The 18267-nt window shown below is 54.6% G+C and carries 17 protein-coding genes; 11 read left to right on the forward strand and 6 right to left on the reverse strand.

Translation table 11 applies throughout. The annotated features are described in order from the left end of the window. Nucleotides 1–313: 313 nt before the first annotated feature. Nucleotides 314–1156 carry a 23S rRNA (adenine(2030)-N(6))-methyltransferase RlmJ gene (locus RAC60_RS11795; protein WP_006121111.1) on the forward strand — a complete coding sequence of 281 codons (843 nt, stop codon included), beginning with the start codon at nucleotides 314–316 and terminating at the stop codon, nucleotides 1154–1156. 61 nt (nucleotides 1157–1217) lie between these two features. Continuing rightward, nucleotides 1218–2033: a CPBP family intramembrane glutamic endopeptidase gene (locus RAC60_RS11800; protein ID WP_058701454.1), complete on the forward strand. Its 816-nt coding sequence runs from the start codon at nucleotides 1218–1220 to the stop codon at nucleotides 2031–2033. A gap of 3 nt (nucleotides 2034–2036) precedes the next feature. Here the strand turns inward: RAC60_RS11800 and rnz are convergent, their stop codons facing one another. Then, complete coding sequence (rnz, locus tag RAC60_RS11805; protein WP_033738264.1) at nucleotides 2037–2948, reverse strand: ribonuclease Z; 912 nt, start codon at nucleotides 2946–2948, stop codon at nucleotides 2037–2039. 124 nt (nucleotides 2949–3072) lie between these two features. Here rnz and gorA point away from each other — a divergent pair, with 124 nt between their 5' ends. Beyond that, a complete protein-coding gene (gorA, locus tag RAC60_RS11810) occupies nucleotides 3073–4425 on the forward strand; it encodes a glutathione-disulfide reductase (RefSeq protein ID WP_054632919.1) in 1353 nt (450 codons plus the stop codon). Between the two features lie 73 nt (nucleotides 4426–4498). Here the strand turns inward: gorA and RAC60_RS11815 are convergent, their stop codons facing one another. Next, nucleotides 4499–5629 (reverse strand): ROK family transcriptional regulator, encoded by a 1131-nt coding sequence (locus RAC60_RS11815; protein ID WP_054686841.1) that lies wholly within the window; start codon nucleotides 5627–5629, stop codon nucleotides 4499–4501. Nucleotides 5630–5924: 295 nt separating this feature from the next. On the opposite strand from RAC60_RS11815, the gene RAC60_RS11820 reads away from it, so the two are divergent. The 7 genes from RAC60_RS11820 to RAC60_RS11850 all read left to right on the forward strand — a co-directional run bounded on the left by RAC60_RS11820 (nucleotide 5925) and on the right by RAC60_RS11850 (nucleotide 12977). Continuing rightward, nucleotides 5925–6698 (forward strand): inositol monophosphatase family protein, encoded by a 774-nt coding sequence (locus tag RAC60_RS11820; protein WP_033738271.1) that lies wholly within the window; start codon nucleotides 5925–5927, stop codon nucleotides 6696–6698. Between the two features lie 290 nt (nucleotides 6699–6988). Beyond that, on the forward strand, nucleotides 6989–8089 hold the full coding sequence (locus RAC60_RS11825) for an ABC transporter ATP-binding protein (RefSeq protein WP_054632917.1): 1101 nt from the start codon (nucleotides 6989–6991) through the stop codon (nucleotides 8087–8089). Continuing rightward, nucleotides 8086–8952, forward strand: a complete 867-nt coding sequence (locus RAC60_RS11830; RefSeq protein ID WP_058701456.1) for an ABC transporter permease — start codon at nucleotides 8086–8088, stop codon at nucleotides 8950–8952. Before RAC60_RS11825 ends, RAC60_RS11830 begins: the two co-directional genes overlap by 4 nt. Further along, nucleotides 8952–9788, forward strand: a complete 837-nt coding sequence (locus RAC60_RS11835; RefSeq protein ID WP_058701474.1) for an ABC transporter permease — start codon at nucleotides 8952–8954, stop codon at nucleotides 9786–9788. The genes RAC60_RS11830 and RAC60_RS11835 overlap by 1 nt, the downstream gene beginning before the upstream one ends. A 31-nt stretch (nucleotides 9789–9819) precedes the next feature. Then, a complete protein-coding gene (locus RAC60_RS11840) occupies nucleotides 9820–10923 on the forward strand; it encodes an extracellular solute-binding protein (RefSeq protein WP_375093786.1) in 1104 nt (367 codons plus the stop codon). Between the two features lie 37 nt (nucleotides 10924–10960). Further along, nucleotides 10961–11707 carry a glycerophosphodiester phosphodiesterase family protein gene (locus RAC60_RS11845; RefSeq protein ID WP_006121123.1) on the forward strand — a complete coding sequence of 249 codons (747 nt, stop codon included), beginning with the start codon at nucleotides 10961–10963 and terminating at the stop codon, nucleotides 11705–11707. 190 nt (nucleotides 11708–11897) lie between these two features. Beyond that, nucleotides 11898–12977: a porin gene (locus RAC60_RS11850; protein ID WP_375093788.1), complete on the forward strand. Its 1080-nt coding sequence runs from the start codon at nucleotides 11898–11900 to the stop codon at nucleotides 12975–12977. A gap of 117 nt (nucleotides 12978–13094) precedes the next feature. Here the strand turns inward: RAC60_RS11850 and RAC60_RS11855 are convergent, their stop codons facing one another. The 4 genes from RAC60_RS11855 to RAC60_RS11870 all read right to left on the reverse strand — a co-directional run bounded on the left by RAC60_RS11855 (nucleotide 13095) and on the right by RAC60_RS11870 (nucleotide 17186). Further along, nucleotides 13095–14033 (reverse strand): alpha/beta hydrolase, encoded by a 939-nt coding sequence (locus RAC60_RS11855; RefSeq protein WP_006121126.1) that lies wholly within the window; start codon nucleotides 14031–14033, stop codon nucleotides 13095–13097. Nucleotides 14034–14203: 170 nt separating this feature from the next. Further along, nucleotides 14204–14542 carry a hypothetical protein gene (locus tag RAC60_RS11860; RefSeq protein WP_006121127.1) on the reverse strand — a complete coding sequence of 113 codons (339 nt, stop codon included), beginning with the start codon at nucleotides 14540–14542 and terminating at the stop codon, nucleotides 14204–14206. A 30-nt stretch (nucleotides 14543–14572) separates the two neighbouring features. Then, complete coding sequence (locus RAC60_RS11865; protein ID WP_006121128.1) at nucleotides 14573–15916, reverse strand: sodium:proton antiporter; 1344 nt, start codon at nucleotides 15914–15916, stop codon at nucleotides 14573–14575. Nucleotides 15917–15977: 61 nt separating this feature from the next. Further along, nucleotides 15978–17186, reverse strand: coding sequence for an MFS transporter (locus RAC60_RS11870; RefSeq protein WP_375093791.1), 1209 nt, complete (start codon nucleotides 17184–17186; stop codon nucleotides 15978–15980). 94 nt (nucleotides 17187–17280) lie between these two features. Between RAC60_RS11870 and RAC60_RS11875 the strand changes: the two genes are divergently transcribed. Next, nucleotides 17281–18213, forward strand: coding sequence for a LysR family transcriptional regulator (locus RAC60_RS11875; protein ID WP_375093793.1), 933 nt, complete (start codon nucleotides 17281–17283; stop codon nucleotides 18211–18213). Nucleotides 18214–18267: the final 54 nt, after the last annotated feature.

The raw sequence follows: 18267 nt of genomic DNA on the forward strand, positions 1-18267 counted from the left end.
CCTTTAACAATGTGTGGGGCGCGATGAATCGCGCAACGCAATCTTATTAACATGCGGTCTGGAATGCTGAAAATCAATGGTGTAACCGGTCATGAATAGCAGAATAGCGCCAGGCTGGCCTTCCGCCGGCGTTTGGATTAACCATAGCAGAGGATAAAACAGGCTAACACACCGATGGCGCAGAAGGTTTACCCTGTAATCCAGGGCCAGAGGCCCGCTGCCGTGCGCGAAATGCCAGCAATTATTCTTATCTGTCGTTATAATCGGGCCAACTTGATTATTTTTAGCTTCAACCGCGGACATACCCTTTTTTATGTTGAGTTATCGCCACAGTTTTCACGCTGGCAACCATGCCGACGTGCTTAAGCACACCGTACAGAGCCTCATCATCACTGCGTTAAAAGAGAAAGAAAAACCATTTCTCTATCTGGATACGCACGCCGGTGCAGGACGTTATCAACTCAGCGGCGAGCACGCAGAGCGCACGGGTGAATATCTGGAAGGCATCGGACGCATCTGGCAACAACCGGACGCGCCCGCCCTGCTGCAACCCTATTTCGATGCGATTCATGCCCTGAACCGTAACGGCACGCTGCGCTACTATCCCGGCTCTCCGCTAATCGCCCGCCATCTGCTGCGCCCTGAAGATAAGATTCAGCTGACCGAGCTGCATTCCAGCGATTATCCGCTGCTGCGTACCGAGTTCAGCAAAGACAGTCGCGCGCGCGTTGAAAGGGCCGATGGCTATCAGCAGCTAAAAGCGAAGCTGCCACCGCTGTCACGTCGTGGACTGATACTGATTGATCCGCCTTACGAAATGAAAAGTGATTACCAGGCCGTCGTAAAAGGCATTCAGGAAGGTCACAAACGTTTCGGTACCGGTATTTATGCGCTGTGGTACCCGGTCGTCTTGCGTCAGCAAATCAAACATATGCTGCGCGAGCTGGAGGCCACGGGCATCCGTAATATCCTGCAGATTGAGCTGGCCGTGCGCCCCGATAGCGATCAGCGTGGCATGACCGCGTCCGGCATGATTGTCATCAATCCCCCGTGGAAGCTGGCCGATCAGATGAACACGCTGCTGCCGTGGCTGCATCAGAAGCTGGTGCCAACCGGCACAGGCCATTTCAGCGTTAACCAAATCGTACCTGAATAATTCCTTTCCCAGCTTAACGTCGCCGCGCACAGCACGGCGGCGTTGAACGTAGGTCATTTTTATGTGGATCATCCTGGCGGGCGCGCTGGCCGCCCTGCAACCGGCGAAACGCCTTTCTCTGTTATTGCTCGCGCTGGCAACGGCGCTGGGCGTTTATCAAAACGTCCTCGACTGGCCCGTTACCTTTGTGTTTGCGGCTGTCGCTGCCCTGGTAGCGTTTCGTATCTACGATCGCCGGAGTCGGCGATGGCAGATCGTCAGCGAAGCCCTTCTGGTGTTGATTGCGCTGGCGCTGATGCTGCACCTTATTCCGGGATTCAATAATCCCCTGCAGGTCGAGGCGGTTAAGGTCGGTGCCCGCAGCGTGCCCTTCTCATTTTCCTTTAATTTCGATAAAGCGCTGATTCCTTTTCTGCTGCTGGCCTGTCTGCCGACGCTGTTCAACGCAGAGGCACATCCGCCGCGCTCGCCGGCCTGGTGGCTCGCGCCTGTCGCCGCCGTGCCGCTGCTGTTGAGCAGCGCCGTGTTGCTGGGCGGCCTTGCCGTCGAAACGCACCTTCCGGACTGGCTGGGATCGTTTGCCCTGGCCAATCTGTTTTTTGTCTCACTGGCCGAAGAGGCGTTTTTCCGGGGTTATCTCCAGCAGCGCCTGCGCCAGAAATGGGGCGGCGTGATCGCCCTGCTGGTAACGGCACTGCTGTTTGGTCTGGCCCATGCATCTGGCGGGGTGCTGCTGATGATCTTTGCCGCGCTGGCCGGACTGATTTATGGTCTGGTCTGGCACTGGAGCGGCCGCCTGTGGCTGGCGACCGCGTTCCATTTTGCACTCAACATGGCCCACCTGCTGTTCTTTACCTACCCTGCGCTGGCGCACTGATCCTTACAGCGTGAAGACCGCCAGGTCGTGCGCCATCTCGGTGTCAGGGAAAATGCGCTGGCATTCTGCCAGCAGGCGCGCCATGTCCCGGGCGAGGTAACGCGAACTAAAATGGGTGGCAATCAGGCGCTTTGCTCCGGCCTGCTTTGCCACCGTCGCAGCCTGTAAGGTAGTAGAGTGACCGCGTCCGTTGGCTTTTTCAGCCAGCGCCTCTTCCAGCGTGGTTTCATGCACCATCACATCCACGTCCGCCGCCAGCTGTAGCGCGACGTCAGTGGGCGCAGTATCACCAAAAATGGCCAGCGTTTTGCCTTTCACTGGCGGCCCAAGATACTCAGCGCCGTTAACGGTACGCCCGTCTTCCAGCGTAATCGTGTCGCCCTGCTTTAACTGCTGATACCAGGGTCCGCGCGGTACGCCCTCTGCTTTCAGGCGAGGCGCATCCAGAAAACCGGGTTTGTCATGCTGCTCAATGCGATAGCCAAAGCAGGCAATGGTGTGATTCATCGGCCAGGCGGTCACGCGAAATTCGCCATCATCCAGTACCTCACCCGCGGCGATCTCAACGATCTCCAGCGGGTAATCGGTATACGAGCTGGACAGCGACAGTGCCGTTTCAACGAAGGCTTTCAGCCCTGCTGGACCGTAAACCGTCATTGGCGTGGTTAACCCCGCCATCGAGCGACTGGTAAGCAGGCCCGGCAGCCCAAAAATATGGTCGCCATGAAGATGGGTGATAAAGATTTTATCGAGTTTGCCAGGCTTCAGGTCTGAGCGCATAAACTGGAGTTGTGTGCCCTCACCGCAGTCAAACAGCCAGGTGGCGCCGCTTTTGTCGCGGGTAAACGCGATGGCAGTGACATTGCGTTGCAGACTCGGCGCGCCCCCGCCGGTGCCAAGAAAAGTCAGGTACATGCTATGCTTCCCTGTAAATAATGAAACGATAAGGCCTGTTACAATCATAGGCGCAATTTTTGCGACGCCGTACCCTGCGGCGTTACACTCTCTATCACTTTCCCAGTAACCGGATGAGACTTCCATGACCCGACATTATGACTATCTCGCCATCGGCGGCGGCAGCGGCGGTATCGCTTCAATTAACCGTGCAGCAAGCTATGGCCAGACGTGCGCCCTGATTGAAGCCAAAGCGCTGGGCGGAACCTGTGTCAACGTCGGCTGCGTGCCGAAAAAAGTAATGTGGCACGCCGCACAAATTGCCGAGGCCATTCATCTTTACGGGCCGGATTATGGTTTTGATACCACCGTTAATCGCTTTGACTGGGGCACGCTGGTGAAAAACCGTAGCGCCTATATCGATCGTATTCACCAATCATACGACAATGTTCTGGGGAAAAATAAGGTCGATGTGATCCACGGTTTTGCCCGTTTTGTTGATGCCCATACCGTTGAGGTGAATGGCGAAACGATCACCGCCGATCATATTTTGATTGCTACGGGCGGACGCCCGAGTCATCCCGACATTCCCGGCGCGGAATACGGGATTGATTCTGACGGCTTCTTTGAGCTGGATGCCCTGCCAAAACGTACCGCCGTGGTCGGCGCGGGCTATATCGCCGTTGAGCTGGCGGGCGTGGTAAACGCATTAGGTTCAGAAACCCATCTGTTTGTTCGCAAACATGCGCCACTACGCAATTTTGATCCGCTAATTACGGATACGCTGGTTGAAGTGATGAACGCGGAAGGCCCAACGCTGCATACGCAGGCGACGCCAAAAGCGGTAGTAAAAAATGCCGATGGCAGCCTGACGCTGCAGCTGGAAGATGGCAGTGAATACACGGTTGATTGCCTGGTCTGGGCGATTGGACGCGTTCCTGAAACCGACGGCCTGAATATTCAGGCAGCGGGTGTGGCGCTGGACGAGAAAGGCTACATCAAGGTCGATAAATTCCAGAACACCAACGTGCCTGGCGTTTATGCCGTCGGCGATAACACCGGTGCCGTTGAACTGACGCCGGTCGCCGTCGCGGCGGGCCGTCGCCTGTCAGAGCGTTTGTTCAATAACAAACCGGATGAGCATCTGGACTACCGCAATATCCCGACTGTGGTGTTCAGCCATCCCCCCATCGGCACGGTGGGCCTGACAGAGCCGCAGGCGCGCGAACAGTACGGTGATGACCAGGTGAAAGTCTACAAATCCGCCTTTACCGCGATGTACACCGCCGTCACGCAGCATCGCCAGCCGTGCCGCATGAAACTCGTCTGCGTCGGTCCGGAGGAAAAAATCGTCGGCATTCATGGCATTGGCAGTGGTATGGACGAAATGCTGCAGGGCTTTGCGGTTGCGTTAAAAATGGGCGCGACCAAAAAAGACTTTGATAATACCGTGGCGATTCACCCGACGGCGGCGGAAGAGTTTGTCACCATGCGCTAACCCGTTCCTCTCTGCTGCCGACAGACAGCAGAGAGACCACCGCTCGCTGGCCTTCGCGCCAGTGAGCGATTTATCAGTTGAAATAGGTCTCCCGCAGCGGCGTCAACGCCGCACCGAGTGCCGAGCTGTCGCCCTCAATAGTGCTCAGCAGAATATCCGGATACTCCGCCGAAATATTCCAGCGTTTGCCCGAACTGACCCGGGGCATGGCTAAAAACATTTCGCCCAGCTTACGGGGCAATTCGCCGCCTAAAATAATGGCACCGGGATCGATAACGGCATTCAGGGCATCCATGGCCCGATGTAAATTGGGCGTGACTTCGTTGACCCATTGCCGGGCAATGGGCCAGTCCGGATCGAATTTATTATTAAGATCGCGAATGTTGTGAATTTCAATACCGCCGTTGCGCAGTCGATCAATTAAGATCCCCAGCGCAGGACGCAGTTTGCCCTCTTCCGGCGAAAAAATCCGGCTGATCTCGCCCGCATTGCCAAAAGCGCCCTGAAACGGTTTGCCGTTAATGACAATGCCGCCACCAAAGCCGTAATTAAAAGAGAGGTAGCCGAAGGTCTCGTAGTGCAGGCCCGCGCCCAAAAAAGCTTCTGCATGCGCGGCCGTCGTGGCGTTATTTTCAATCCAGACGGGCCGGTCAAACAGCGTCATAATTTCACGGCGCAGATCAATGCCCATCCAGTTTTTCAGCGGTTCTGGCGGATTAAAATATTTCCGGGAGTCATACAGAAAGCCCGCCATGCTGTATCCGACGCCACACACTTTTTCTGACGAAATACCAATATGTTTTAAGGTATCCAGATAATGGCGTTTGAGATCCAGCAGCGTTCGGGCAGGATTGCCGGGCAGCGTGTCCAGCACGCAGTATTCGATAATATCGCCGCGGAAATTAATCAGGCTTGCCGCCACGCTGTCAGAGTTAATGGAAATACCGTAACTGTAACGTGCGTCCGGATTCAGGGATAACGACGGGCTGGGCTTACCCCTTCCCTGTGAGGGCGATTCCCCCAGGCTGAGAAAACCGTTTTCGGTCAGTGTATCAACAATACGGTGAACCGATGACTGATTCAGAATCGTTTGTGAAACCAGCGAGGAGCGGGAAATGCCGTGATTGCGGCGGACAAGCTCAAGAATAAGTTTTTCACTGCGATTAAGTTCGACTTCATCACGACCTGAATATCCATGAACCACCACGTTATCCTCACCGTTTTAATGACAGGTTCTGTTACACCCTAGCACGCTTTTATGCATTCCGAATAGTCATGCGCCTGACCTTTACGTGCTGTGTGAACATGCTGATTCAGGACGATATTCCTAAAAAAAAATCGCATCACCAAATCATCATAATACTGACACAAAACAGGCCGACACTCTAATTTCATGCGTAACGCATTATATTAAATCAGCGTTTCCCGTTGCTGAGTCATTGTGCAGCACAAGGTAAACGAACGAGCTCAGGACCTTTCACAAAATGAACGGATTAAGAATGGATACGCGCGTAAAGGTGATTGAACGTATTGCTCAAGAAGCATCACAGCTGGCGCTGGATTATTTCAGGCAGCTCAGTGAATTAGAAATCTGCGAAAAAAGGCCCCAGGATGTGTTCAGTGAAGCAGACCAGGAGGTTGAGAAGCTGATTCGTCAACGTCTGGCGCAATATTTCCCCAATGAACGCGTCATTGGCGAAGAGCAAGGCGGCGAACTCAGTGACCGTTACTGGTCAGTCGATCCGATTGATGGCACCAGTAACTTTCTCCGTGGCTCGTCGTTATGGGGCATTTCTGTCGGTTATGTCATCGACGGCGAACCGGTCATCGGGGTGATTGTTCATCCGGTGTTAAACATCATGCTGAGCGGGGGCAAGGAGACCGGCATTTATTTTAACGGCCAGCCTTTTACGCGGCCCGAGATCGCCCAGGGGCTCAAAACCGTTGCCATTGGCGACAGTCCTTCATGGGACTTCACCCACCAGCTCTGCATTGAAAAAGCGTACCGGGATACTGGCTGGAATGTGGTGCGCTACCGCTGTGCCACCATCGGTTTAAGCTTTAGTGTGCTGGGCTATGTTGATGGCTATCAGGAGTGCTTCAGCAGTATGTGGGATGTTTCCGCGGGCTATGCCCTATGCAAAGCCGCAGGGCTTGATGCTCATCTGGCCGGGAGCCAGGAAAAAAGTTCAACACATGTGAGTGTTGGCACCGCGGCACTCAATCGCCTTTCCGCCCAGTTTATTCCGCATCCCCGCTTTACCCCCGCCTGAATATCCGTCAGTCCGCGCTCTCTTCCTGCCGTCTTTTCAGGACAGCGTTTCGGCGCTGTCCTCCCCGCTTTTTTCTTCATATGACCGACAAACGTCCTGCCCTTAATATTATTCACTACGCATGATAATAGTTAGCAGAGTAAATGTACGAAATCAAAGCAACTCATTATTATCATGTTAAATATGGGTTTTATAAAATTAATAAATTCTTAACCTGCCTGAAATTGCCTAATTTCGCCGCATCAAATTATTATGCGCATCGCATTAATTAATATGCACACATTTCTTCAATGACGGGGCAGCCATACGTGAATACGCTTGAAATCAATAATGCCATGCTCAGATTCGACGACTTTGTCGCGCTGGACGGCATTTCACTGAAGGCCGAAAAAGGACAGTTCGTTTCCCTGCTGGGTCCGTCTGGATGTGGCAAAACCACGCTGCTCAAAGTGATTGCGGGCTTTTACAGCCTGGACAGCGGGGAAGTCCTGATTCACCAGCAGGACATGCATCAGGTTAAACCTGAGCACCGCGATACGGCCATGTGCTTTCAGTCCTATGCGCTGTTCCCTCACCTGTCTGTGGCCGAAAACATTGGGTTTGGGCTGAAGCAGAGGAAAATGGCCAAAGCGGAGAGACAGGATCGCGTCACGCAAACCGCCGCTCAGGTCTCGTTAAACGCCCACTTACCGAAGCTGCCTGCGCAGTTATCGGGCGGTCAGCAGCAGCGTGTCGCGCTGGCCAGAGCGCTGGCTGTGCGGCCCGAAATCGTGTTGTTCGACGAACCGCTGTCGAATCTCGACGCCACATTACGCGACAGAGTCCGCCTCGAAATCCGCCAGCTGCAGCGTTCACACGGGTTTACCGCTATCTATGTGACCCATGACCGTGCAGAAGCCCTGTCCATGTCTGACGTCGTCGTGGTTATGAACGCCGGACGCATTGAGCAAACCGGCACCCCTGAAGATATTTATTACTCGCCGGTTAACCGGTTTGTTGCGGGCTTTGTTGGCCAGGCGAATGTGATGAAAGCGCATGTCATCGACGGTGACAGTCACACCGGAATGTATCGTGTTTCCTGCGTGCTGGGTGAAATGAACATTCACAGTCCTGTTCCGCCCCTTTCCGACAAGGTATACACCTTCTGGCGTCCGGAAGATGCTCTGCTGAGCGAACAGGAAACCGGTATGAATACCCGTGCTTTCGAAATAGGTGCCGTGAGCTTTCTGGGCAACCTGTCCGAGCTACAGGTTCACCCAAAGGACCATGAAGAGCCGGAATACCAGTGGCATATTCAGTTAGTCGGTAAAAATCATATTCGGGAAGGAGATAGCGTTAATTTTTCCATCGCGCCTGACAGGATTCGCTTTTTGCAGGAAAGCTGGTCATGAAAGTGCACAACCGAAACATAGTCGCCTGGTTACTGGTGCTGCCTGCGGTCGCTCCCGTCGTGCTCACCCTGATTCTGATTGTCTTTATGGCCATCGCGCAATCTGTCGGACTGTTCAACTTTGGCGCGCCTGCGCATTTTACGCTGCAGTACTGGGAAACCATCCTGAACGACAGTCAGCTGTGGCGCGCCACCGGCTATTCCCTGAAAATTGGCGTGGTCAGTGCCGTCCTGTCTGTGGCGCTGGCCCTGCCGCTGGCGCTGTGGCTGAGAAAGCCCTTTCCCGGCTCTGTGCTGATGAGCGGCTTACTGAAAGCCCCGTTGATGGTGCACGGGCTGGTCGCCGCCCTGCTGTTCATCAATCTGATTTCCTGGCAGGGCTTTATTAACCTCGGCCTGCTCAAACTGGGCATCATCTCGCAACCCATCCGTATGCAGAATGATCGCTGGGGCATTGGTGTCATTATCCTGCAGGTCTGGAAACAGCTTCCCTATGCCCTGTTGATCATCACCGGCAGCCTGCGCGCTATCGGGGACGAAATCGTTGATGCGGCCCGCGATCTGGGCGCAGGCAAAACCGCCCGCCTTTTACAGATCATTCTGCCCTTATCCATCAAAGCCGTTCAGGTCTCGCTGATCCTGATCTTCATTGGCGCATTGGGCGACTTTTCATTCCAGGTCGTGGCTGGCCCCACCAGCGTTTTCTCCCTGTCGCAATACATGCTGCGCTTTCCGGAAATCAGCGCCCAGGGCTGGAACCTTGCGGCCGTGGTGGCGGTGATATTAATGCTGGCGGCGTTTGTCGGTGCGGTGGTGCTGGCCGGTGTGGCGAAGTGGCTGCAAAAAGTGGGAGAACATAAATGATGAGAGCCAGAAAAAGCATGTCGCCCCTGCGTATCATGATGATGATCCTGATTACCGCACTGTTCATGTTGTGGCTGGTGATCCCCTTTATTCTGACCGTGCTGTGGTCTCTGGTGGATAAAACGCATCCCTGGGCCTGGCCGGATGCCCTGCCGCCCGTGCTTTCCCTGGGCCGCTGGGTCGAAGTCTGGACGACCACGGCCCTGCCGCAGGCGCTGAAGAACAGCTATTTACTGGCAGCAACCGTCTCTGTGCTCACGTTGCTACTGGCCCTGCCAGCGGGCTGGGCGTTTGGCCGGATGTCGTTTACGGGTAAATCCCTGCTACAGAATGCGGTTTTGCTTCCGCTCATCGTGCCCGGCTTTGTGATTGCGCTGTTTTTTTCCATGCTGTTGAACGTGGTGGGCATCCACAGTCGGTTTGTCGGCATTTTACTGGGACATACCATCATCTTAATGCCCTATGCCGTGAGGATTCTGACCCTTTCCTTTTCTCAAATACGTCAGGACACCCTGGATGCCGCCCGCGATATGGGCGCGTCTGTAGTAAATCGTTTTTTAGTTGCCTGCCTGCCAACTATCAGACCCGGCATATTTGCGGCCTTAATTATTGTCTTTACGTTATCCATCGAAGAGTTCGCCATTAGCTTTATTGTCGGCTCGCCGGATTTTATTACCGTACCGACCATTCTTTATTCTTATCTGGGTTACAACTTTATCAGACCTAATGCCGCTGTTATTTCTTTAATGCTGGTCGTGCCGAATGTCATTTTAATGCTGATAGCTGAAAAATTACTGACAAAGAATCCCGTCGCCGCTTTTGCTGGAAAAGGCTGACGGTTATTAACTCGCTTAACTGGGGAAAATCATGTTCAGACGATCTGCCACCTTATTATTACTTGCGTGGGCTTTTTGTACTCAGGCTCAGGGTATTACACAAATGGACTGGCAACACATTGTTGACGAGGCTAAAAAAGAAGGGAAATTAACCTGGTACCAATGGTATTACCAGGATCGTCTTAAAGAGCAGGTCAGCCTGTTTGAAAAACAGTACGGTATTGCTGTTACGATCTCTGAAGGTCCGCTGCAAGGCAATATTAATAAACTCATGGCTGACCGGGGACGGGAAACAGGCGATATTGATGTGTTTTCGATTGGCGGAGGCGCATTCGGTACGGTATCGCCTCAGCAAACGTTTTTTGGCCCGATTAATACGCTGCTGCCGGAAGGCAAAACCCTGAACTACACCATTGAGGGTACGGACAGTAAAGGTTATGGCGTGGCATTTTGGGGCAATCAGACGGGCCTGGCCTACGATTCGCGCCGCATGAAAGAAAGCGAGTTGCCCCGTACCCTGCCGCAGCTCACCACCTTCCTGCAGACTCATCCTCAGGAGTTTGGCTTTAACGTGGAAAACGGCGGTTCCGGTCCGGCGTTTATTGAATCTGTCACGCGTACGCTGGTGCCTGGCTTTGATTTCACCAAAGGCGATGCGGATGTAAAAAGCCTGACGGCCTTACAACCGGCCTGGAACTGGTTCAAACAACTGCGTCCTGATTACATTATTACCGCCTCTAACGCCGACAGCGTAACGCGACTGGTGAGCGGTGAGTTTCTGCTGGTCCCCGCCTGGGAAGACTATCTGGTGGGCTTAGAAAACCACGGCGAAGTCCCCAAAACCATCCGACTCTACATCCCCGATTTTGGCATGCCCGGCGGCGGAAATATGGTGGCGATTCCCAAGAATGCGCCGCACAAAGCGGCAGCATTACTGTTTATCCACTGGCTGACGCTGCCCACGACACAAAGGCTGTTTCAACAGGTTTATGGCATTACGCCACAAAATAAAGAAGTGAATCGCGATGCTGGTCTGATCAACAGCAAAGAACGTGTTCATGGCACCCAGTTCATGCCTAAACCGCTGGGCGACGAAGTCAGAACCGAATTTTCTAACCAGGTCTTACTTAAGTAAGCCTGTGCTAACCCGACAACAGAAGGTAACGCTGAGCATGCCGACAAAAAAACACCCTGTACGCGTAGTGAATTCCCGCCTGATTGCACATCGTGGTGCGCCTCTGCTGGCACCAGAAAACACACTGCCTTCTTTTCAGGCGGCCGTTGAGCATGGCGCGACGTGGATAGAGGTGGATGTCAAACTGACCAAAGACAGGCACCCGGTCATCATTCACGATGATGCGGTGGATCGGACAACAAATGGCACCGGCTACGTCGCCAATTTAACCCTGGACCAAATCCGGTCGCTGGATGCGGGCGTCTGTTATGGCCACCTGTTCAAAGGCGTTAAAGTCCCTACACTGGCTGAAACCGTGGGATTTGTGCTGGATAAAGGTATTGGCCTTCAGCTGGAGATCAAACCAACGTCTGGTCAGGAAATTGAAACCGCGGAAATTGCCATTACGCAGCTGAAATCGCTGTGGCCTGCGGATGAAAAGAAGCTCTTTATCAGCAGCTTTTCTGAGCTCTCGCTGAAGGTTGCGGAAAGGATCATGCCTGACGTCCCGCGTGGACTGGCCGTGTGCGTTCCTCCCAGCGATCCTGTGGCATTACTGGCCAGAACCGGCTGTCAGATCCTGCACTTCCTGGCGGACTTTGCGACGGATGACGACCTGAAACGCCTGGCCGATTCCGGTATTGAATTTGCGATTGCCACAATTAATGACCCTGCTGTCGCCCGTAAATATTTACACAGTGGCGCGCAAACGATATTGAGCGATATACCTGATTTAGCCATTTAATAATAAATTCATTATCAAGGCGTTATGCGCCCTGATAATAAACACCAGGGAAAACCATAAAAATACGGCCACATGATGTAGCCACGTAACGCTTTTAATTATTTCGTCATAACGAAACTGACATTTTTGAACAATGCCGCCTTGTGCGGAAATAAACCTCATGCTTCACCAACATTAAAGGGTAGATGATATGCAACGTAAAATAAAAATATGCGCGCCGCATGCACTGTGTTTGCTGATCTCATTTTCTGCATGCTCCGCTGAAATTTATAATAAAAACGGTAATAAACTTGATCTGTACGGTAAAGTCGATGCGCGTCATGTCTTTTCGGACAATACCGCCGAAGATGGTGATAACTCTTATGCGCGCCTGGGTTTTAAAGGTGAAACCCAAATTAACGATCAGCTGACAGGCTATGGTCAATGGGAATATAACTTCCAGCTGAACCACAGTGAAGGCGGCACTGACGCACAAACCGGGAATGCGACGCGTCTGGGTTTTGCAGGTCTGAAACTGGCTGACTTTGGCTCATTCGATTACGGCCGCAGCTTTGGCGTGCTGTATACCGCATCGGCTTACACCGATATGGCACCGATTTACGGTTCCGGCACCATGACCACCAACGACAACTTCCTGTCAAAACGCTCAACCGGCCTGGCCACCTGGCACTCGCCAGACTGGAACGGCCTGAAGGTCATTCTTCAGTATCAGGGGAAAAACGACCGCTCAACCGCTAAGCTGGCAAACGGCGACGGCTACGGTGCCGGTCTGACCTACAGCATTACCGATGGTTTGAGCTTTGCTGCGGCCGGTATGAAAGCCAATCGTACGCTGACACAGCAAGCTGACGGTCAGGGTGACGATGCGACGGCATGGGTGACCTCGGCCAAATACGATGCGAACCAAATCTACCTTGCCGCGATGTACGGTGAGGCCAACGATGTGACCCCGTACGGCCAGCTGTCGCAGATTGCTGATAAGACGCATAACTTCGAAGCCATTGCGCAATATCAGTTCCTCAACGGCTTACGCCCTTCCATTGGTTTTGTCACGCAGCGTGGGGAAAACCTGCAAGGCGCAGGCAACTTTGCCGGTGGAAGCCAGACCATGCAGAAATATATTGCGGTGGGCACCTATTACTACTTCAACAAGAACATGCTGACCTATGTGGATTACCGCATTAACCTGTTGAAAGATAATGACTTTACTCGTGCTACCGGTATCACTACGAAAGACAGCGTCGGGATGGGCCTGACCTATCAGTTTTAATCGCAGTGACCGTGCTTTATCACATGCTTTGCCCTGTGTCGCTTCAATCCTGAGAATCGCTGTTTTAGCGAGGCCGGCAACTGTCGGCTTTTTTTATGACCGGCGTCGCCAGGATAACTAAAGGACAGTGGCAGACCGATGCGTCAACGGTGAGGGGTTCTGATCAAGGTTTTCCAGCCATTTCACATAGGCCTGATCCCACAGCGCAGCCGGCGTGCCCGCTTTACCCAGGCCAAAACCATGCCCGCCGCTGGAAAGCTGAATCAACTGAACCGGCACGCGATTGCGGCGACAGGTATCGCGCATTAACTGCGTGTTAAAGGGTTTCGAAGTGTGGTCGTCACCGGCCTGAGCCAGGAAGGTGGGCGGATAAGCGTGCGTGACATAATTTTGCACAGACCAACTGGCTTCTTCCTGTGGGCTGGCATCATTACCGACCATCATCAGATGTGTATTGGTATGTTGATAAGGGGCTTCCAGGGTAATGACCGGATAAATCAGCCCGACACTGTCCGCTTTGGGGATTTCCTGATCCACTCTGTCAATGGGGGGATAGGACTGAAAGTCCGGACGCGCCGCCGCCATCCCCAGCAAATGCCCACCGGCCGAAAATCCTAATACATGCACTTTTCGTTCGAATGAGCGAAGCAGACGCAGCGCGCGCTGGGCATCCTGTAAAGGCGCCAGATTTCCGGCCTGCCACTTTTCACGCGGCAAACGGTAGCTGAGAACATAGGCGGTATAGCCGTTGGCATTTAACCAGTGTGCAACGGGCCAGGCTTCACGTCCCATACCGATCCAGCGGTAGCCGCCGCCTGCCGCGATGAGCACCGCTTCACCGTTGGGGTTTTCAGGTCTGAAACGCTGAATCGCCGGGCTGACGATATTCGACCAGGAGCCCCATGCATCAACACGTAATTTTCCGCCAGGGCCGCCACCGCCGGGCGGTTCGTCCGGCCAGAGGGGAATAATATCATCGCGGGCAAACAGTTTGCTGGTAGCCAGTGAAAGCGCAAGCGCTCCTGTGCCGAAAATAAAGCGTCGACGCGTAATCATGATGCCTGTTAAATCTATGCCAGAAAGGTCAGACGGCCCTGTCGGTCCGCTGCGTTTTTATTATGTATCGCACGTTTGGTGAAGACGCTGGCGATTATGTACGCAATCGGGCATGAAAATCCATTAAAAAACGCGCCATTTTAGCGCGTTTATTGACGATTTAACTGCGGTTAATCTTCCTGCTGGAACTGCGTCATCACCGTTTGCTCACACTGCTGCGTATTTTTACGCAGTTTAGCGCGCTCTTCGTCACCCAGCTGCAGCCATGCGCTGGCGACTTCATTCGCCAGTTCCTCGTCAAATTCAGGTTTATTGAAGGCGGAAGAGGACTGCGATCCTGCGACGCTGGATTTCATTTTTTCGACATACTGATCGGCTGTCGATACGCTTTTTTCACTGCTCACGATGTGACACAGCTGGCTGGCGTAAGCACTTTGTTCCGTGTCGTCTGCCGCCAGCGCACTGCCAGAGGCCAGTACGCTCAGCAACAGTATCTGAGATATCTTCATCGTCTTCTCCTGTTATCAGTTAACCCACTTTCATGACTGGCGCTGCTTTGCATCCAGTCGGGCCTGGCGCCAGTTTAGCAACGGCGTTACCGACACGCCGTGCACCACGATGCTGCATACCACCAGCGTCAGCGCCATATCAACCATCATCGTTGCCTGCGAGCCGCCCATACCATGGACCCAGGCAAACGCAATATAATTAAGACTACCTATACCGCGAATCCCCAGCCAGCCGATGAGCAAACGGTGAGGAAGCGATACGCCGCAGCGCAGCGTGACCAGCCATACGGCGAGTGGCCGGACGACCACAAACAGCAACAGGCCGAGCATCACGCCCTGCATGTTCCAGTGATGGGCCAGCGTCACGCCGAGGACCACCATCATTGTGGCCGCCAGTAAACGCTCAATAGTATCGCCAAAAGACAGCGCGTCGCCTACCACTAAACCGACCGATTTCACCATACCGCTACCGTGTTGCTGTAAACGCTGGTTGGGATTGACCAGTGCTTCCGCAGGCAGCACCCGATCGTCATCCGGCATATCATCAGGCTGATAACGTTTGAACACACCCAGTTCAGCCCGACGTAATCCCAGGCCTGCCGCAAAGGTAGCCAGAAAGCCCGACGCGCCCAGCGATTCAGCAAGGGCATAGCTCAACGCAATGAGCGCCAGCGCCAGAAAGTCATTGGGTGCGACATCACCATGCGCATGACGAAGCCGTGCGGCCAGCAGGCCGACTAACCGCCCCAGACCAAACCCCAGCAGAATGCCGCCGCCAATGGCCCACACCACATCAATGGCTGCCCAGCGTGCCAGCATGCCCGTGCCCAGACTTTCACCGTTAAACAGCAACAGGGCCAGAATGAGTAACGGCAGCGCCGAACCATCATTCATGCCCGCCTCACTGGATATCGCAACGCGCAGGGCATCATCGTCCTGCGCATCGCTGACGGAAATCAGGCTGGCCAGCACAGGATCGGTGGGCGCAACAATGGCACCAAAGGCCAGCGCAATCGGCCACGACAGCCCCACCAGCCAGTGAGACAGCAGCGTCATTGCGGCGACCGTCAACAACATGGCCGGAAACGCCAGCAGGCTGCCCGCGCGCCATTGCCTGGCTTTCAGCGGCAGACGCAGCTTGAGCCCGGTGATGAACAGCGACGCGGCCATCGTTATCTCGGTAATATGCGCGACCAGTTCAGCATGGCGGAGGATATCGATTTCAATCACATCAAATCCCCACGGCCCACAGGCGATCCCGGTTAATAAAAAAAGACCAAAAGAGGTCACGGGGCCGCGGTGGATCCACCCTGATGCCAGCGACATTAATAACAGCAGACAGCCCGTCGCAGCTGTCCAGGCAATGAAGTTCATAACGCACCGTTTTAATTGAGTTTATGACTAAGCCTGGCACATTTGCTGGCGGGCGGAAGAATCAGTCCCTGAGGTGACGACTGGCGAGGCGGATCAACAGGCTGACAGCGGCGGCAGCGGTGGATAACACGACAACGCCATTCCAGCCCCAGTGCGCCAACGCCAGGCTACCCAGTGCCGCCCCACTGGCCATACCGATAAACACCACGGTAAACAGCAGGGCATTTAGCCGGCTACGCGCCTCGGGAACCAGACCGTAAATCAATGTCTGATGGGCCACCAGGGTCGCCTGCACGCCTAAGTCAAAACCTATTGTGCTGATAATAATGACGGCCAGTTGAGCAGACAGCGGCAGGAAAGGCAGTAAAAACATCAGCGCGAAAGAGAGCGTCACCAGACCGGCACCAAACTGGGTGACGCGCGCCGGGCCAATACGATCCGCCACGTTCCCGGCCAGCGGCGCCGCCAGCGCGCCTGCCGCCCCTGCCAGACCAAAAGCACCGGCAATGGCACTGTCAAAATGGAAGCGGTCGCTAAGCATGATCGCCAGCGTTGACCAGAACGCACTAAAACTCACGGAGAGCAGTCCCTGTGCCAGCGCCGCACGCCGCAGGGTTTGATGCGCACGCCATAAGTGCACCAGTGACAACAGCAGGCGGGGATAGCTTACCGACGTACCCGGCGTAAAGCGCGGCAGTACGCGCCACAGCGTCAGGCTGATCAGCAACACGGCCACAGCCGCAATCATGTACATGGTGCGCCAGCCAAAATACTCCGCCACCACACCGCTAACGACACGGGATAATAAAATGCCGACCAGTAAACCCGTCATCACCGTGCCAACCGTTTTACCCCGGCTGGCCACCGGGGCGAGCGCGGCCGACGCCGGAACAATGTCCTGCGCCACGGTCGCCGTCAGGCCGGTGATAAAACTGGCGATAAGCAGTGCGCTGATGCCGCCGGAAAAGCCGCACAGCAGAAGCGCCATGACTAGCAGTAACCCTTTGATTAAAATAATGGTGCGACGATCGTGGCGATCGCCGAGCGGGGCCAGCAGCAGGATCCCCAGCGCATAACCCGCCTGGGTTAACATGGGCACCATACCGACGCTGCCAACGCTTATCTGGAACTGCTTGCTGATGATGTCGAGCATGGGCTGACTGTAGTAAATCGATGCCACGCTCAGACCCGCACCGGTTGCTAACGTAAAAACAAGGGGCGCAGGCAGGCGCTCAGTTGAATGCCGGTTCAGGTTGTGTACCACTGTCATAGTGAAATCCTCGAAAAAAGCGTGTGGCAAGTAAAGCCTGTTTTTGGCATACGCGGTAGACTGATAAAAAACAAAACGGTTATACGTGGGGCGCATGATCAATTTCAGCAATAACGATCGTATCGCATTGATGCATACCTTTATTCGCATTGTCGAAAACGGCAGTTTGTCTGCCGCCGCAGTGCAACTTGGCTCAACGCAGCCCACTATCAGCCGTCGGTTGCAGGCGCTTGAGCACGGGCTCGGCGTGAAGCTGATACTGCGCACGACGCACGCGCTCAAGCTCACCGATGATGGCGAACGCTGTTATGCACAGGCACGGCAACTGCTCGCCACCTGGCATGCGCTGGAAGACGATTTAACCGGCGCAGGTAGCGATCCCGTCGGGACACTGCGGGTACGCGCGCCGCATGCATTTGGTCAGGATCAACTGGTCGCCCCGCTGGTGGACTTTATGCGCCGCTATCCCCGTTTACGCATTGAGTGGATGCTTAACGACAGAACACCCGATTTTGTGGCCGAGAACGTTGACTGCGCCATTCAGGTCGGCGCGCCTACCGATCCTTCGGTCGTGGCGGTGCTGCTGGCCGAAGTGCCGCGCATTGTTGTCGCGGCCCCTGAGCTGCTCCGGCAGCATGCACCGATCACCCGGGTCGAACAGCTGGGCGCGTTGCCCTGGCTCGCGTTAACCAGCTTCTACCGTAACGAAATCGCGTTACAGCATCAGGACAAAGGTGAACCGGTGAATCTGCCGATCGCCCCTGTTTTAAGCAGCGACAGCCTCTATGCGGTACGCAAAGCCGCGCTGGCGGGCCTGGGGGCCGCCATCGTCTCGTCGTGGGTGATACAAGAGGATTTAGCAGAGGGCAGGCTGGTCCAGCTCATGCCGGAATGGCAGGCTCCGGCGTTACCGGTATGGCTGACCTATCCCTGGGCGAGCTATTATCCTGCCCGGCTGACTGCGTTTTTTGCCATGATCAAGGCGGTGTTGCCTCATCTGGCGGGGGCACGGCCGGCGTCAGGCTGACGCCGGCATCTCGCGGGAAAAGCGACGTCAGTCGCCGGCGCGGATAACGCGTGC

The sequence above is a fragment of the Pantoea sp. BR_17 genome, assembly GCF_041955125.1.
Classification (GTDB): Bacteria; Pseudomonadota; Gammaproteobacteria; order Enterobacterales; family Enterobacteriaceae; genus Pantoea; species Pantoea stewartii.

What these genes read in the sequence shown, in the direction of transcription:
- RAC60_RS11875 (WP_375093793.1), top strand. Translation starts at nt 17,281, where the DNA reads ATGATCAATTTCAGCAATAACGATCGTATCGCATTGATGCATACCTTT.
- RAC60_RS11865 (WP_006121128.1), bottom strand. Translation starts at nt 15,916, where the DNA reads ATGAACTTCATTGCCTGGACAGCTGCGACGGGCTGTCTGCTGTTATTA.
- RAC60_RS11820 (WP_033738271.1), top strand. Translation starts at nt 5,925, where the DNA reads ATGGATACGCGCGTAAAGGTGATTGAACGTATTGCTCAAGAAGCATCA.
- RAC60_RS11850 (WP_375093788.1), top strand. Translation starts at nt 11,898, where the DNA reads ATGCAACGTAAAATAAAAATATGCGCGCCGCATGCACTGTGTTTGCTG.
- RAC60_RS11835 (WP_058701474.1), top strand. Translation starts at nt 8,952, where the DNA reads ATGAGAGCCAGAAAAAGCATGTCGCCCCTGCGTATCATGATGATGATC.
- rnz (WP_033738264.1), bottom strand. Translation starts at nt 2,948, where the DNA reads ATGTACCTGACTTTTCTTGGCACCGGCGGGGGCGCGCCGAGTCTGCAA.
- RAC60_RS11870 (WP_375093791.1), bottom strand. Translation starts at nt 17,186, where the DNA reads ATGACAGTGGTACACAACCTGAACCGGCATTCAACTGAGCGCCTGCCT.
- RAC60_RS11860 (WP_006121127.1), bottom strand. Translation starts at nt 14,542, where the DNA reads ATGAAGATATCTCAGATACTGTTGCTGAGCGTACTGGCCTCTGGCAGT.
- RAC60_RS11795 (WP_006121111.1), top strand. Translation starts at nt 314, where the DNA reads ATGTTGAGTTATCGCCACAGTTTTCACGCTGGCAACCATGCCGACGTG.
- RAC60_RS11855 (WP_006121126.1), bottom strand. Translation starts at nt 14,033, where the DNA reads ATGATTACGCGTCGACGCTTTATTTTCGGCACAGGAGCGCTTGCGCTT.
- RAC60_RS11830 (WP_058701456.1), top strand. Translation starts at nt 8,086, where the DNA reads ATGAAAGTGCACAACCGAAACATAGTCGCCTGGTTACTGGTGCTGCCT.
- RAC60_RS11845 (WP_006121123.1), top strand. Translation starts at nt 10,961, where the DNA reads ATGCCGACAAAAAAACACCCTGTACGCGTAGTGAATTCCCGCCTGATT.
- RAC60_RS11825 (WP_054632917.1), top strand. Translation starts at nt 6,989, where the DNA reads ATGACGGGGCAGCCATACGTGAATACGCTTGAAATCAATAATGCCATG.
- RAC60_RS11840 (WP_375093786.1), top strand. Translation starts at nt 9,820, where the DNA reads ATGTTCAGACGATCTGCCACCTTATTATTACTTGCGTGGGCTTTTTGT.
- gorA (WP_054632919.1), top strand. Translation starts at nt 3,073, where the DNA reads ATGACCCGACATTATGACTATCTCGCCATCGGCGGCGGCAGCGGCGGT.
- RAC60_RS11800 (WP_058701454.1), top strand. Translation starts at nt 1,218, where the DNA reads ATGTGGATCATCCTGGCGGGCGCGCTGGCCGCCCTGCAACCGGCGAAA.